The organism is Cnuibacter physcomitrellae (genome assembly GCF_014640535.1).
GTDB lineage: Bacteria > Actinomycetota > Actinomycetes > Actinomycetales > Microbacteriaceae > Cnuibacter > Cnuibacter physcomitrellae.
Genome location: NZ_BMHD01000001.1, coordinates 1,864,815 through 1,880,074, shown reverse-complemented (window position 1 = coordinate 1,880,074; position 15,260 = coordinate 1,864,815). Strand labels below are relative to the sequence as shown.

The following is a 15,260-nucleotide window of genomic DNA, read 5'->3' as shown; positions in this document are numbered from 1 at the left end:
GCAACTCGCCCGGCGACGGGTCACTAGTCCGTCGCCCCCCTTAGCCGCGCCTACTCTAAAAGACGGTCAAGGGGTTGTCTGTGAAGTTGTGAGCCCGCCCCCTGCGCTTTGAAACATTTAGCGCCAGCGCTCCTTGAATGAGTGATGGATGTCGCAGGGAGCGGGGATCAGTACCGGGGCGAACCATTTTGGGTGTACCAGCGATTGTCAATTTTTGTCATCCGCCCCGGTGGTCTTTGTCAGCCGTCGTCTTCTCCCCGAAGCCAACGGCGGATCGACTGGACGTAGAGGGTCGCTCGGCGTCTGGCGGATCGGTCAGCCTGGCCTGACTTCACCCCGGCGAGGAGGTCCATTGCGTCGTGGTAGCGCTGCTGGGTCTCGTAACTTAATTGAACCAGGCGGCGGCCCTCGGCCCTCACCTTTCGCTGAACGTCCTCAAGGTGCTTCTGGCGGCGTTCATCGCTGCCTTCCGCTTCTGGGGGGCGGACATTGTTTGTCGGGTCGAACAGAAGCTTTTTTGCGGCCTTGGTGTCCAGCAGTCCTAGGTTTCTAAGGGGCTCGCCAGCGAGAGTGTAAACGCTCACTTCTCCAGATGCTCGGTCGAGCCGCCACTGCAAGCCGCTCCACTCGACGTGCTCGACGCTACTCATCGTTCGCCGCCTCCCTAATGAGGTCTGAAAAGGTGTCGAGGTCGGTCACGACGTAGCTCCCGCCGTAGGTGGCACCGGCGCGAGGAAGCACAGCGGCGTAACGCGTCCGACCGTCTGCATTCGCTGCTGCTCTGGCAGAATCGAGCGCGAGGCTGATGCGACTGCTCGCGGCGCTGGTGCTCGTCACGACGGACCAGTCTCCGGGCAGACCGGTGATCTGCGTTCCTGGGGCAAGCTGGCCGGGGCTGCCGTCTCGGTATCCGACCGTGGCGTCTCCCGCTGCCACGGCCAAGATCGTACGCACCAGGCTACGGAAGGTTTGAGAGGCCCGAGTTTGCGTCATTCGGAGACCCCGCCGTCCTGGCGCTCGCGGTTGAACGTTGACTTCTGAGCGCCGTACTTTGCGAGCGTCTTCGAGGTCTTGGGAGCCGGGGCGATCGTCTCGTCAATCTCACGAAGACGCCGAGCTCGCTCTGCGGGGTCCGCGATCTTCCATGCAACTTCTCGCGCTGCGTGGCGTTCAGCAAGGCGTTCCGGTGACCCTGGCAGGCTGGCGCGCTCACCTTGAGGCCAGGCCCCCCAGCCAAGCTGAGCCCCTTCCTCACCCACATGCTGGAAAATATTGTCGCCGCCCTGTGAGAAATACTCGACCACGATGTCAGTCACGAAAAGGGTGTCACCACGACGGCGGGTCTCGCAGACACCGATGACGCCACGACGAATCGGCCACGGGATCGACGGTCCGAGTACGTGAAGAACGTCGCCGACCTCGGGAATACGGGTTGCTTCAGTCATCGGATGCCCCTTCCTCGGGGAGTCGGTCTCGGAATTCGGTCATCGCGCTCACCAGACGGTCGCTCGCCCCGTGCGTCTTCAGCCTGCTAAGTAGGTCTGTCGTAAGTTCTCGCGGTCGCTCTAGCAACATGTCGCGCATCGCCAGTACGAAGGCGTCGGCGTCGGAGTCGCTGGTGCGCGGGAAGCCGCGTAGGGTCTCTGTGATTTTGGAAAGTTCCACGAGGGCGCGGCGCTGTGACTCCAGAGCCTGGAGGCGGAGGCGATCCTGTCCGGCTTCACCTGCGCGCTCAGCAATAATCTCGGCGCGGGTCACCAGTTTCGCGAGCGCGGTAGCCACTCCCTCGGTCGAGTTGAGGCTGGCGGCTGCCTGTGCTGCCTCGGCATCCTCTCGGAGACGAGCCCGAGCGACGTAGAGAGCGCTCTGCGATATTCCGTGGACGCTGGAAATTTCCGCCACACTCCCGCCTGACAGGAGCGCCAACTCAATGGCTCCGCGGTCGGGGTGTTGCTCTAGGGCTGAAGGTCTCGACATCACGTGCAAGTTTCGGTAGAGGGGCGGACGATTTTTCGACCACCGAAAGAACCTGAGCAGAAATACTAAAGTTCTTCTACTACTACTATCGTCCTTTTTGTAGGTAGAGTTACGTGAACTATTACGGCTGGCGACGGGTCATCGCGCCACATTCCCGGAATGGCGGGGGCGTGATGCACATAAATGACCCACACCGCGGCGTGTCGCCCTAGAAGCGATCCCAGAGGCGCTGGGTGAAGGCGTCGGTGAACATGTCGGCGCTCGCGGTGTACGTCTTCTGAGTAGGTAGCTCGTCAAGCTCCCTGAGGCGTGCCCTGGCCTCGTAGCCGTACTCGTCCGATAGATAATCGGCAGGCTCAGGGTCGTCAAAGTTGGGAATATTCATGTTTTTTCCTGCTCCTGCGTCGATGAGGTCACGGAGACTCCTGCCTCCGGTGAAGGTGTCGAAGGCTGCGCCGAAATCAGGCTTGTGGAATCCGACCTTCCCGCCGTTCTCGAAGCCTGACTTCATGGTGTAGTAGACGACGGCCCATTGGTCCTGAGGGGCACGCCTGACGGCGGAGGAGTCCTCTGAGCGGGCCAGGGCGTCGATGTCCTGACTATGGGCCTTGGAGACGAACCGATCCCTCCAGGCAGCTCCTGCGGCTGCTGCGTCCATCTGTGAGGACGATGGATCGAGCACGAGGATTTCGTGCGTGTGCGGGTGCCAGTCCCCATCGGCGGAGACGGTGTACTCAATTCGGCGGAAGGTGCCGAGGATCGAGTGATCTTTCATGAATTTTCTACCGGCTGCACCTTGCCGGGCAAGGGCGTGTGTGCGGCGGAGTTCGTCATTCGCCGCGGCCAGGTTCTTGGCGTCGGTCGGGCTCAGGGTGTTGGTCACGAACGCCATGGGCGGCGTAGCCGCGAGTAGCGGGGCGAACCTTGCAGTGTAGGAGTCCGCCGCGCGTGCTGCGCACCGCGGACACACCAACGGTCTGTTGCAGTACTTTCGTGCGCTCTTTGGGTTGTCGCTGACGCGAGTCGAGCCGCAAGCGCCGAGGCGCGGAATGGCTGTGTAGTCGTGATGGGCGCGTTCGAGGTCGCGGTCGTTTGTAGCGTTGTACTCCTCAGAGGGAATAAAGACTGTGGTGGGTGCTGCCATGGTTTCCTGGCGGGGTCAGTGGTTCGGATGGTCGGCACCCCACGCCAATGGGGTCTGCGCCAGACATGAGAAATTTTATCATCCTGGGTATTGACAAAACCCAATGCGTGTGTTTCGAGCTTATTTCGGGAATGTCGAAGCCCCCCGGAGTCCGTGTTGGCGTACGACTCGACGGGGGGCTATTCGAACGATCCGGGACACTGAAAACCGACGTTCATCAGCGATTTTAGCATGGTTACTAGGCTAAAATTGAGTCATGCCTAACCATCTGCGCGAGAGAATGCGCGAGAAGATTCACGCCCGACGAGACGCGCTAGGACCGGCTGTCGATTCCTTCGTGGCGGCACTGCGCCACGATACGGACCTGGCAATTGAGGTCGTGGAGGCGGCGGCTGTAGTCGTCGAGCGAAACCTGGCGAAAGAGGCAAGGAAGGCTGCGCAGGCCTCTCAGGGCTCCCAGGCGTTTAAGTACCCCCGGCGCTCGCGAAAGTGCCTGAGAACTGCTCCTGAGGGCCGCTCAGACTCCGATGTAGACCGTTACCGCGTGAGCTGCCCGGTCGATCAGCGCTTGGACGTACGGCGCGTAGACCCGTTTGGTTATCTCGATGCTGGCATGACCCAGTGCTTGCGAGACGGACTCGATGGGGGTTCCGGCTTCCAGCATCATGACTGCCGCGGTGTGGCGGAGGTCGTGAAATCTGATGCGCCGCAGTCCGGCCTTCGCGGCGAGGCGCTGGAAGCTCCGTGCGACCGATGTCGGGTACAGCGGTGCTCCAAACCGATCAGTGAAGACGAGATTCAACGGGTTGCGCGTCCATGAGTCGCCCGCAGCCTCCTGCCACTCTTCCTGACGGTCGCGCCGCTGTCGGAGGGCGTCGGCAATCGGAGGGGCGATGGCAATCGTGCGTCTGGAACTTCTGGTCTTCGTCGCGCCGAGCTTGACCTCGGTTGGCCGCACCCCGCTCTCGCGCGCGATGCCTCGTGCTTCATGGAGCGAACCGCGGATGCGAATCTGCGGATGGTCGCCGTCAAGGATCAGGTCGGCCCACGTCAGCCCCAGAACTTCGCCCCTCCGAAGGCCGTAGTGGACCGCCAGGAGCAGGATGGGGTACAGGTCCGAGCCCTCTGCTGCCCGTAGGAGCGACCTCACCTCTGCCAGGGAGTACGGCTGGCACACTGCGTCCTCACCGGGACCAATGTCCGGCGTCTGCGCTGTGGCGACTACGTTTCGCTGGAGCGTGCCCGCCCTCACGCAGAAGTTGAGCACAGCGCCGAAGCACTGTTTGGCCCGCTTCACGGTGTTGGGACTGTAGTCGGCAGCGAGGTCCGTCAGCCAGGTCTGTACTGACGCCAGCTCAATGCGGTCCACATGGACAGCGCTGAACGTGGGTAGGACGAAGGAGTCCAAGAGATATCGATACGACTCCAATGTCTTCGGGGCTCGCGACTTGGGAATTCCGCTGAACCACTGCTCCGCCGCTGCTGCGAACGTTGGGGCGGAGGCGCGAGCTTGCGCCAAATTGTCCCGTTCCCGTCGAAGGTCGTTCAGAGCTGCCTTCGCAGCCTTCTGAGTGAGACACACGCGGCTTCGTCGGTCACGGCGACCGTCAAGCTTGCGGGGAAAGTCAAGCTCAGCCTTCCACCGAAGCTGCCCGTTCTTCACTACTTCGAAGTACGTGCCCTGCGAGGCTGAGGAGGTCACAGTGCCACCCCTCGATCTGCGGAGGCAGCGAAGGCTAGAAGGTCGTCGTGGCGCACGCGGGGCGAGACGCCGATGTAGACCACCTGTAGGTGACCGGCGGTCACAAGACGGTAGAAGGTCGAGCGAGAGACCGAGAGAAGCTCGCAAGCTTCGTTGATGCGGTAGAAAATCTTCTGGGTCGCCAAGGAGACCACATCCATTCCTGGAATGTGAGCTGTTTCGGCTCGCCAACGATTTTCGAGGACGAACAATTTCGCAAGATGCGTTGCTCGACGGGCTGTCGCCCGCCCTGCACTGACCGTGCCGGTATGTCGGCTGACATGGTGCCTCAACCAGAGGGCGCTTGTCAACGCTTGAAGAATTGTTTGGCTGTCCGCGTGGCTGTCCGAGCGTTCTGCGGGTAAAGCGAAACCCCGCCACTTCGTTGAAATGACGGGGTTCTTGGTGGTGCGCCCTAAGGGATTCGAACCCCTGGCCTTCTGATCCGTAGTCAGACGCTCTATCCAGCTGAGCTAAGGGCGCAGTTTCCGGTCGCTCTCGCGGCGGACAATCAAGACTAGCACGTTCTCCGCACCGTCTCGAACACGGCCGTCTCGAACACGGCTGTCTCGAACACGGCCGCCTGGACCGAGGCCGTCAGCTCGCGCGAGCCAGCCCGCGCTCGGCGACAGCCTCGACCAGCGCCTCGACGCAGCCCTCGCCGAAGCACTCGATGCAGAAGGTGATCTCGTCGGGCGCCTCCGCGAACGGCTGCACCGGGTCGGCTCCGGTGCCGAAGCACCGCTCGCACATCTCGTAGGTTCGCATGCGTCCATTGTGCGAAGACCCACCGACATCGGGGGTCCGACGCGCGCAGGAGGCGGACACGCTCAGCCCGCGCCGAGCGACGGCCCGCGCCTCAGCCCTCGTCATCGATCAGCTCGAGGAGCTTCTTCGCGGCCTCCTCGATCTCGGCGTGGTCGTACTGACCGGCCCTGCTCTCGAGCGAGATGACCCCGCCACGGCGCACCTTCGAGAAGTCGCCATAGGGGAAGCTGAACCGGCCCTTGGTCTCCGGCGACTCGTCGTCGTCGATGCCCAGATGCCAGTGCGAGTACTCCGTCCAGCCGTGCTCCTCGATGAAGCGGTTCTCCTCGGCGGCCGACGGTGCGGCCTCGCTCCAGTCGTCGCGCTCGTCGCGCACGACCTCGCCCGCCCGCACCATCCGGCGCGCCTGCTCCAGCGCGGGCTTGTTCAAGCGGATGGCCATCAGCCCACCTCCTCGGCGGGCCCGCGGCCCTGCAGCTCGGGATCGGACTCGGAGTCGACCGGCTCGCCGGGTTCGGCGGGATCGATGAGGTCGACGGTCCGCTCCTCGTCGGGCGCCTCGACGACTGATTCAGACGAAGCCGCGTGCACGGCGTCGTCGGCGTCGACCGCGTCGTCGCCGTCCTCGGGTCCCGGGATCGTGGTGCTCACGGGGACCTCCTCAGGAACGGGCGCTCTTGATCGCGTCCGAGGCCTTCGACGCGACCGACGACGCCGCCTTCTCGACTCCGTCGGTGGCCTTGTGCACGGCCTCCTGCACGCGGTCGTCGTTCCAGACCTGCTGCGCCTTGTCGCGGATCTGCTCGTACCGGCGCCGTCCCGCGCGCGCTCCGAGCACGTAGCCGACGCCGAACGCCAGGGCGATGAGGATCTTGTTCACGCTGCACCTCCGTCATACCGGCGCACCGCGGCGGTGCGCCTCCCTCCATCGTGCCGCGGGCGGGCTCCAGCGCAACGGGGTGACGGAGAAAACTCAGGGGATGACGGCCTTCGTCCATCATCACGGCTCGAAGGCCCTCATCCCCTGCGTTTCTCCGCACGACCAGCGCGGAGCCGCGGCACCCGCCCGTCAGTGCGGCGCGTTGTCGGCGCCCGTGTCGTCCTCGGTGGGCTGGTCGGGCAGCTCGAGCGCGAACGGCAGGCCCGCCACGCCGGCGACGTCGGCCGGATCCTCCCCGTGCGCCCGGGTGTACGCGCGGTGCGCGATCCGCTCGTCCTCCATCCGCTGGCTGAAGCCCGCGTAGGCGACCCGCAGCGACGGCACGCGCTGCACGACGTCCATGACCAGGCGGAACCGGTCGAGGTCGTTGAGCATCAGCATGTCGAACGGGGTCGTGGTCGTTCCCCGCTCCTTGAACCCGCGCACGTGGATGTTCGCGTGGTTCGTGCGTCGGTACGTCAGTCGGTGGATGAGCGACGGATACCCGTGGAAGGCGAAGATGACGGGCTTGTCCTTCGTGAACACCTCGTCGAACGCGTCACTGGAGAGCCCGTGCGGGTGCTCCCGCTCGTCCTGCAGCCGCATGAGGTCGACGACGTTGACGAAGCGGATGCGCAGATCGGGGATCTCCTTCGCCAGGATCTGCACCGCGGCCATCGCCTCGAGCGTCGGGATGTCGCCGGCGGCCGCGATGACCACGTCGGGCTCGAGCCCCTCCACCTCGGTGCCCGCCCACTCCCACACCGAGAGGCCGCGGGCGCCGTGCGCGCGAGCCTCCTCGAGGGAGAGGAGGGTGGGGCCGGGCTGCTTGCCCGCGACGATCACGTTGACGTAGTCGCGGGTGGCGAAGCAGTGCTCCGCCGTCACCAGCAGGGTGTTCGCGTCCGGCGGCAGGTAGACCCGCACCACGCTCGCCTGCTTGTTGACGACGTGATCGAGGAAGCCGGGGTCCTGGTGCGAGAAGCCGTTGTGGTCCTGGCGCCACACGTGGGACGACAGCAGGTACGTGAACGACGACACCGGGCGCCGCCACTCCACCTCGGCGCTCGACTCGAGCCATTTCGCGTACTGGTTGAACATCGAGTCGACGACGTGGATGAAGGCCTCGTAGGAGGTGAAGAGGCCGTGGCGTCCGGTGAGCAGGTAGCCCTCGAGGAGGCCCTGGGCGAGGTTCTCGCTCAGCATCTCGATCACGCGACCGCGCGGCGCGAGGTGCTCGTCGACGGGGAGGACCTCGCCCTCCCACTCCTTGTCGGTCACCTCGTAGACGGCGTCGAGGCGGTTCGAGGCGACCTCGTCGGGGCCGAAGAGGCGGAAGTCGTCGGGGTTGGCGACCATGACGTCGCGCAGCCACTTCCCGAGCACCCGGGTGGGCTCGGCGATGGTGCCCCGGCCCTCCGACACGTCGATCGCGAGGTCGTCGAGCGGCGGGAGGTCGAGGGCCTTCAGCAGCAGTCCGCCGTTGGCGTGCGGGTTGGCGCTCATCCGCCGGTCGCCCTTCGGCCGGTTCGGGTCGAGCGCGGCCGCGGGGCGGCCCTGCTCGTCGAAGAGCTCGTGCGGACGGTAGCTCTCCATCCACTCCTGCAGCTGGCGCAGGTGCTCCGGGTTGTCGCGGAGCCCGGCGAGCGGCACCTGGTGCGCTCGCCAGGTGTTCTCCACGGGGAGGCCGTCGACCTCCTTGGGGCCCGTCCAGCCCTTGGGGGTGCGCATCACGATCATCGGCCACGCGGGACGCGCGACCTCGCTGCCGTCGGCCGACGCGGCGGCGGCCGCCTCCCGGATCTCCGCGATGTCGTCGAGCGCGGTGGCGAGCACCGCGGCGAAGCGCTCGTGCACCGCCATCGGGTCCTCGCCGTCGAAGCCGCCCTCCACGAACCGGGGGGAGTAGCCGTAGCCCGTGAACAGCGCGGCGAGCTCGTCCTGCGGGATGCGCGCGAGGATCGTGGGGTTCGCGATCTTGTAGCCGTTGAGGTGCAGGATCGGCAGCACCGTGCCGTCCGTCACCGGGTTGACGAACTTGTTGAGGTGCCAGCTCGTGGCGAGCGTGGCCGTCTCGGCCTCGCCGTCGCCGACGACGCACGCGGCGATGAGGCCGGGGTTGTCGAGCACGGCGCCGTAGGCGTGCACGAGCGAGTAGCCGAGCTCGCCGCCCTCGTTGATCGAACCCGGCGTCTCGGGCGCCGCGTGCGAGGGGATCCCGCCCGGGAACGAGAACTGGCGGAACAGGCGGCCCATGCCCTTCGCATCCATCGGGATGTGGTGGAACAGCTCCGAGTAGGTGCCGTCGAGCCACGCGTTGGCCACCACGCCGGGGCCGCCGTGGCCGGGGCCGGCGAGATAGATCACGTCGGCGTCGCGCTCGACGATCTGCTTGTTGAGGTGCGCCCAGATGAAGTTGAGGCCGGGCGTGGTGCCCCAGTGGCCGAGCAGCCTCGGCTTGGTGTCGTCGACCGTGAGCGGATGCTCGAGCAGCGGATCGTCGAGGAGGTAGATCTGGCCCACGCTCAGGTAGTTGGCGGCGCGCCACCACGCGTCGACCGCCGCGAGCGGGACGGTGGCCGTCTCGTCCTGATCCGTCTGCTTCTTCTGCTGCTTCGTGATCCGTCCCATGGGGCCAGCCTAGGAACGCGGGACGCTCCTGCACAGGGGTGGCGCGGTGAACACCTCGGTGCAGGGTGGGGCCGCGAGGGTCAGGCGGGGAGGCGGGGGACGACCGGGACGAGGAGGTGCGACGGATGCTCGGCGGACCAGTGCACGCGCACGCGGCCTCGGCGCGGGGAGGCGTGGTGCGCGGGGAGGTGCCCGGAGAACGGGTTGCGCGGGTAGGGCTCGCGCGCGGTGACGATGAGACGCAGCACGTCGCCGCGCCGGAACAGCGTCGAGGACGCGGTGAGTGCGACGTCGACGGGCACGATCTCGCCGGGAGCGATGGGCTGCAGGCGCGCGAACGTGTGCACCGGCCGGCCCGGCTGCGAGGCGGCGGCGTCGAGCTCGCGGGCGGCGACCCGCTGCATCCCGAGCGCCACGCGGTCGCGTCCGTACCCGTAGGAGCCCTCGAACGGGACCCACCGCCCGCCGGTCCGCTTCTCGACGGTCACGAAGACCGCCGCGTCGGCCGCAGCGTCGGCCGCCGTCTCGGGTGCCGCGTGGGGAGCGCCCTCCACCGACACCCACAGCTGCGCCGACATCGGGCCGGTGAGCTCGAGGTCGTCGGCGAGGGGGAGGTCGAAGGCCAGCCCCGCGCCCCGGGCGGTGATCGAGGCGGACCCCGTCCCGCGCGCCGGACGGCCCTCGACGAGGGTGCCGCCCGGCCCGAGGTGGAGCGGGCGCCACTGCGTGCGAGCGAGCGGCCACTCGTGCTCGGCGCGGACCTCGGCCACCCGGTCGCCGCGCTCGCGCACCTCCAACCGCACCGGGGGCAGCGGCCGCGCGTCCGCCCCCTTCAGATGCCGGTCGAAGAACGCGCGCTGGGCGGCGATGGCGGCGTCGCTGTAGAACGCCCACCACTTCGGCGCGCGGTGCGTGTAGAGGTGGCGGTGCTCGGAGGACACGCGCTCGAACGCCCGGAACGAGCCCGTGCTGTGCAGCTCCCCGTCGGAGAAGCTCCCGCACACCAGCATGGGCACGGTGATCGCGCCGAGATCCGGTGTCATCGCCTCCCACCAGGCGTCGCGCAGGGGATGCCGATGTCGTTCGCGGCCGATGTCCACGGACAGGCGGGCGCCTCGCTTGGTCATGGTCGTCCACACCGTGGCGAAGCCGTCCTCCTCGAGCCCGCCCTGCCGCATGAAGTCGCGGTACGCGTCGGTGAACCCCTCCCACGGGCAGATCGCCTTCAGCGACGGCGGCTGCAGGCCCGCCACCTTGTACTGCGACAGGGCGAGGTAGGAGACCCCGAGCATCCCGACCGCCCCCGTCGACCACGGCTGGGCGCCGGCCCACTCGACGAGGTCGTACACGTCGCGGGCCTCGGCGTCGTCGAGGAGCGTGCCCACGCCGTCGGACGTGCCCGCGCCGCGCAGGTCGGCGTTCACGACCGCGTAGCCGGCGCGCGTCCAGGTGACGGGGTCGGGCGCCTCCCATCCGGTCTCGCTCGAGATCGTGTACGGCAGCGACTGGTTCGTGATCCGCGTCTGGGCGCCGAAGCGCCAGCCGCGACGTGTGCGCCGGGGCACGTTGTCCTTGCCGTACGGATGCGCGGACATCAGCACCGGGAACGGCCCCTCGCCGGGCGGCAGGTAGACGTTGACGCGGAGGATCACGCCGTCGCGCATCCGCACCTCGACGTCGCGGAGCTTCCGCAGGTCGCGCGGAGCCTCGACGACGTGCACCGGCGGCCGGACCGCGTTGCGCGCGCGCCCGAGCGCGTACCTCGCGGCGCCGCTCCGGCGCCAGGGACGATCGCGCACGTCCTCACGGTAGCGCCTCAGCACCCTCCCGTCTCGTGTGAACGGCGAGAGGGTGTCCTCGAGGGTCCGCGACCGCGATCGTGCTCACCAGGAGGGCGGCATCGACGGTGACTCCGCACCCATGATGATGGCGGATACCCGCTCGCGGAGGTACGCCTCGATCACGCGCACCGACGGCCCGTCCCACGAGCTCGGCAAGCGATCGAGAAAGCGGAGCGCCGATACGGCTTCATGCTCGCGTCCTGCCCGAACCATCTCGGCCACCCGGTCGAGCCCGAGGTAGCTGCGACGGATCAGGGCTTCGACCGCCTCGGCCTGGGCTGCGCCGACCTCCGGGTCGTAGTCCTCGCCGAACCGGGAGAGCACGTTCTCGATCGTCCGTGCGAGGTCCGACATGGCTCCTCCTGTCCTCGCGCCCACCCGGCGCGACACCTCGATCCTGGACGCCCGGCCCGCTTTCCGGAGGCCCGTGACACCGGCCATGTCAGGGCCCGTTCGGGACGCCCCTTCACGCGTAGCGTCCCACTCGACGCCAGCGGTCGGCGTCGTCGGGAACGGAAGGAGAGAGTCATGACGTGGTTCGGGATCGTCATCGCGATCGTGGTGATGGTGGTGGTGCTCGTGGTGGTCCGCCGCCGCTCGAAGGGTTTCAGCGGGCGGGGAACGATCGCTCGCCGGCTGTGGTCGTGGGTCCGCGGCGGGGGTCGGGACATCGCGGATCTCATCGCCCGCGAGGTGGTCGGTCTGGCGCACCCCGTCCTCGGTGAGCTGGGCGCACCGGAGTTCGTCTACGTGAGGGCGTCGTTGCCCGAGGCCACCGTCCTGGAGCGGGACTCCCTGAAGACGACGAAGGTGGTCCTCGGCGCGGTGAACCGGGGGATGAAGGTGAAGTCGGAGCGAATGGGGCTCCCGTTCGTCCCCGTCCTGTCGATCTCGGTGCACGTCGAGGTCGGCGATCGTGACGTCGTCGCGTCCTTCGTCCCGCTCGAGGAGCCGTTCGGGAGCCCGCGTGACGAGGACCCGGTCCGCTACCTCGGGATGTCCGCGTTCGTCCCCGAGGACGGAGCGACCGAGGAGCCCGCTCGGGTCCAGGCCTCTGCACACGACACCGTTGCATCGGACACCGTCACGGAGGAGATCCCGACCTGGGTCTCGGGTGACATCCCGACCTCCGCCCCGGTCGACATCCCCACCATGCCTGCGGTGGACCGGGAGCCCGGACGCCTGTCGACGATCGACCTGACCCTCAGCGTGCCCGGCCTGCCCGACGTCGACCTCATCATGCCGGCGTTCGACGGTCGGCCCATCACGATCGGACGGTCGGCCTCGTGCGACCTCCGGCTGCCCGAGATGCCCGGCCTCAGCAACCGCCACCTGCTGGTGGAGCGTCTCGCGGACGGGGTCGTGGCGAGGGACGTCTCCAGGTGGGGCACCTTCGTCCGCGACGCGGCGGGACGCTGGTCGCGCCTGTCGCAGGACACCCCTCTTCCCCTCGGCGAGGGAGCGCTCCTGGGGCTCGACGGCGACGGATTCGTCACGGTCACCGTCAAGGTCACCGCCTCGGAGTCGGTGGGGGCATGAGCTCGCTGCTGATCGTCCTGCTCGGCTCGGGCGTCGCGGGAGGGGTCTTCCTCCTCGCCGCGACGCCCGTCTGGGCGGACGCGCCCGTCGGTGCCGCCGTCACCGCGCTGTGCGCGGCGCTCACCCTCGTGGTCTCGCCCGGCATCCGGATGCGGTCAGCGGCCCTCTGGGCTGTCGTCGCGCTCGGTGCCGCCATGCAGCTGCGCCTCGGGGCAGCACCCGCTGCCATCCTCCTCGTGCTGTGCTCGGCCGCAGCGGTCCACGCCCTGGTCGCCGTGGGGGGACCGGTCGTCCTCCGCCGTGGTCGCCCGCAGCGTCTGCAGGCGGTCTCGCTCTTCCTGCTCGCGGCGGCCCTGGTGGCCAGGCTGTCCACGGCGTTCTTCGGCGATCTCCAGAGCGGCGGCATCGAGCTCCCGGGAGGCTCGGTCCAGGTCGGCGAGTTCACGAGGGTCGCGGTGATCGTCGGCAGCGGGCTGTTGCTCGCCGACCTGGTGCTGCCCGCCCGGACGAAGACGCTGGAGCGGAGCGACATGCGATCGCTGCTCGTCGGCGGAGTGCTGCTCGCCGTCAACCTGCTGGCCCTCGCGATCGTGGACTCGGGTCCGGCCGTCCTGCTCCTCGGTGCTCTGATCGTCATGGCTGTCGTCGCGACGAGAGACGACCGCTTCCGGGTCCGGTCACTGCGGCCGGGACCGGGCAGCGGGTCGAGGAGGGTGGGGGCCCTGGCGCTGGCCGCCGTCGCGGTGGTGGCTGGAGGGGCTGCCCTCGTCTGGTCGACCAGCATCGGCGAGAGGCTCAGCGCCCGATGGGGCGACGTCCTCGATCCGGGGTATCAGCTCTCGACCGCGCTGCACGCCTTGCAGACAGGCGGTTTCGTGGGCCTCGGGGTCGGCACGTCGTCGTCGGCCTCGGCCATCCCGGCCGCGCGCTCCGACTACCTCCCGGCGGTGGTGGGTGCCGATCTCGGGATCGGGGCCCTCATCGCGGCGGTCTCCGTCCTCATCCTCGTGTGCGGCTCGCTCATCGTCACCTCGGCCCGGGCGACCCGCCCGGCATCCGTGGTGGGATCGGGAGCCGCGGCGGCACTCTTCGGACAGGTCGTGATGTCCGCCTTCGGGGTGATCGGCGTCATCCCCCTCTCGGGAGTGAGCATGAGCTTCCTCACGGTCACCGGCGCGGCGACCACGGCCTGCTTCCTGCAGCTCGGACTGATCGCCGCGACCGTGCGGGTGGGGGCGGGTCGCGTGGTGCGGGTGGGGGTGGGTCGCGTGGTGCGGGCGCGGAACAGGCGGCGGACGAGTGCGTCGGAGGTGCCCGCGGTCGCGATCGCGGTCGCTGCTGCCTTCGCCGCCTCCGGCATCCTCCTGGCGGCGATCGCCCCTGCCCCGTCCGCGGCGGCGATCCTCGGCGCCCGGCGCGGCGACATCCGCACCGCCGACGGCGTGGTCATCGCGACCACAGGTCCCGGCGGAGCGCGCGAGTACCCCCGCGGCTCCCTCTACACGGGCATCGCGTACCTGAAGCCGGGATACGCGGCGTACGGCGTCGAGGACGTCGCCGGTGATCAGCTCACCTGCGGGGGCGATCACGAGCCCGTGGAGATCGTGCTCCAGGTGGTCCGCCCGTTGCCCTGCCACCCCGGCGACGTCCGTCTCACGATGCTCGACTCCGTTCAGACGGCGCTCGCCGAGGCGCTCGGTGGACGTCGCGGATCCGCGGTGGTCCTCGACTCGCCCACCGGTGACGTACTCGGGTCGTACTCGACCGACCAGCTCGAACCGTCGGACATCCCGCTCGACGAGCTTCCGCCCTCAGACGCTCGCACGGGATCCGGTTCGCCCGGCTCCACGTTCAAGATGATCGTGGCCTCGGCAGCACTCCTCGACGGGATCGATGCCTCCGGCGCCTCCACCGAGGTGGTGGAGGTAGACGGTCAGCGCGTCGAGAACAGCGACGGCTTCGTCTGCCCTGACACCCGGATCGTCACCATGCTCACGGTGAGCTGCAACACGACCGCGGCTGCCCTCGCGCTTCGACTCGGCCAGCAGCGCCTCGAGGACGTGGCACGAAGCTACTTCGGGGCGGAGCGCGAACTGCGGTTCGACGGTGGCGCGGTGTCGCCGCTGACGACGGGGCTGGCCGATGGGGACGTGAACAGCGCGTCCCTGGCCCGCACCGGCTACGGCCAGGAGTCCGTGCAGTCGAGTGCGCTGTCGTTGGCCGCGGCGACGGCGGTGATCGCTCAAGGGGCAGGGCCTCACCCCGAGGTCGCCGCACCGGCCCCGCACCTCCTCCCCGGCTCCTGCTCCGACGGGTCGGTCACCCCGTCCTCGATCGGCGAGCCGCTCCCCGCGGCCGTGGCAGCGACCGTCCTCGAGGGGATGCGCGGCGCAGTGGACCAGGGCACGGCCGCGACGTTGCAGATGGCCACGACCGAGTGGGACGTCGCTGCCAAGACGGGGACCGCTCAGGTGCCCGACTCGGTGTCGACGACCGGACTGGACTCGTGGGTGACCGTGATCCTCGACACACGGTGGGTCCTCACGGTCCAGATCCACGACGTCGCACCCGATGCCGTGAACAACCCGGCCGTCGACGTCGCGGCCACCGTGCTCGACAGGTTCCGTTCCGACGGCTCCCTCACCCCGGATGGGGGGACGCCGTGCGTGCAGACTCTCCCCTAGCGTGGACAGGACACCC

At 68.2% G+C, this 15,260-nt stretch carries 15 protein-coding genes and 1 tRNA gene; 2 read left to right on the top strand and 14 right to left on the bottom strand.

Annotated elements, in window-relative coordinates; translation table 11 throughout:
* Positions 1-239: 239 nt before the first annotated feature.
* The 14 genes from IEX69_RS08720 to IEX69_RS08655 form a co-directional block, all read right to left on the bottom strand.
* Complete coding sequence (locus tag IEX69_RS08720) at positions 240-650, bottom strand: hypothetical protein (RefSeq protein WP_157127277.1); 411 nt, start codon at positions 648-650, stop codon at positions 240-242.
* A gap of 339 nt (positions 651-989) precedes the next feature.
* Positions 990-1,445, bottom strand: a complete 456-nt coding sequence (locus IEX69_RS08715; RefSeq protein WP_157127276.1) for a hypothetical protein — start codon at positions 1,443-1,445, stop codon at positions 990-992.
* Positions 1,438-1,977, bottom strand: a complete 540-nt coding sequence (locus IEX69_RS08710) for a hypothetical protein (RefSeq protein ID WP_157127275.1) — start codon at positions 1,975-1,977, stop codon at positions 1,438-1,440. The genes IEX69_RS08715 and IEX69_RS08710 overlap by 8 nt, the downstream gene beginning before the upstream one ends.
* A 208-nt stretch (positions 1,978-2,185) precedes the next feature.
* The gene (locus tag IEX69_RS08705) at positions 2,186-3,121 is read right to left on the bottom strand and encodes a rep family protein (RefSeq protein ID WP_157127274.1); all 936 of its coding nucleotides are present in this window, start codon (positions 3,119-3,121) and stop codon (positions 2,186-2,188) included.
* 517 nt (positions 3,122-3,638) lie between these two features.
* Positions 3,639-4,703 carry a tyrosine-type recombinase/integrase gene (locus IEX69_RS08700; RefSeq protein WP_373284488.1) on the bottom strand — a complete coding sequence of 355 codons (1,065 nt, stop codon included), beginning with the start codon at positions 4,701-4,703 and terminating at the stop codon, positions 3,639-3,641.
* A gap of 116 nt (positions 4,704-4,819) precedes the next feature.
* A complete protein-coding gene (locus tag IEX69_RS08695) occupies positions 4,820-5,023 on the bottom strand; it encodes a helix-turn-helix transcriptional regulator (protein ID WP_085020623.1) in 204 nt (67 codons plus the stop codon).
* A 245-nt stretch (positions 5,024-5,268) separates the two neighbouring features.
* Positions 5,269-5,345, bottom strand: a tRNA-Arg gene (locus tag IEX69_RS08690).
* Between the two features lie 114 nt (positions 5,346-5,459).
* On the bottom strand, positions 5,460-5,630 hold the full coding sequence (locus IEX69_RS08685) for a hypothetical protein (RefSeq protein WP_174604499.1): 171 nt from the start codon (positions 5,628-5,630) through the stop codon (positions 5,460-5,462).
* A 91-nt stretch (positions 5,631-5,721) separates the two neighbouring features.
* Positions 5,722-6,072, bottom strand: coding sequence for a hypothetical protein (locus IEX69_RS08680; protein WP_085020622.1), 351 nt, complete (start codon positions 6,070-6,072; stop codon positions 5,722-5,724).
* Positions 6,072-6,281, bottom strand: a complete 210-nt coding sequence (locus tag IEX69_RS08675; protein ID WP_085020621.1) for a hypothetical protein — start codon at positions 6,279-6,281, stop codon at positions 6,072-6,074. The genes IEX69_RS08680 and IEX69_RS08675 overlap by 1 nt, the downstream gene beginning before the upstream one ends.
* Positions 6,282-6,291: 10 nt before the next feature.
* Positions 6,292-6,510, bottom strand: coding sequence for a hypothetical protein (locus IEX69_RS20880; protein WP_085020620.1), 219 nt, complete (start codon positions 6,508-6,510; stop codon positions 6,292-6,294).
* A 189-nt stretch (positions 6,511-6,699) separates the two neighbouring features.
* On the bottom strand, positions 6,700-9,180 hold the full coding sequence (locus IEX69_RS08665) for a phosphoketolase family protein (RefSeq protein WP_085020619.1): 2,481 nt from the start codon (positions 9,178-9,180) through the stop codon (positions 6,700-6,702).
* 80 nt (positions 9,181-9,260) lie between these two features.
* Positions 9,261-10,979, bottom strand: a complete 1,719-nt coding sequence (locus IEX69_RS08660; protein ID WP_157127273.1) for a CocE/NonD family hydrolase — start codon at positions 10,977-10,979, stop codon at positions 9,261-9,263.
* 84 nt (positions 10,980-11,063) lie between these two features.
* On the bottom strand, positions 11,064-11,375 hold the full coding sequence (locus IEX69_RS08655; protein WP_085020618.1) for a hypothetical protein: 312 nt from the start codon (positions 11,373-11,375) through the stop codon (positions 11,064-11,066).
* 174 nt (positions 11,376-11,549) lie between these two features.
* Between IEX69_RS08655 and IEX69_RS08650 the strand changes: the two genes are divergently transcribed.
* Positions 11,550-12,560, top strand: a complete 1,011-nt coding sequence (locus IEX69_RS08650) for an FHA domain-containing protein (protein WP_085020617.1) — start codon at positions 11,550-11,552, stop codon at positions 12,558-12,560.
* Entirely contained in the window at positions 12,557-15,244 is a 2,688-nt protein-coding gene (locus tag IEX69_RS08645) for a penicillin-binding transpeptidase domain-containing protein (RefSeq protein ID WP_085020616.1), read from the top strand. The genes IEX69_RS08650 and IEX69_RS08645 overlap by 4 nt, the downstream gene beginning before the upstream one ends.
* Positions 15,245-15,260 lie beyond the last annotated feature (16 nt).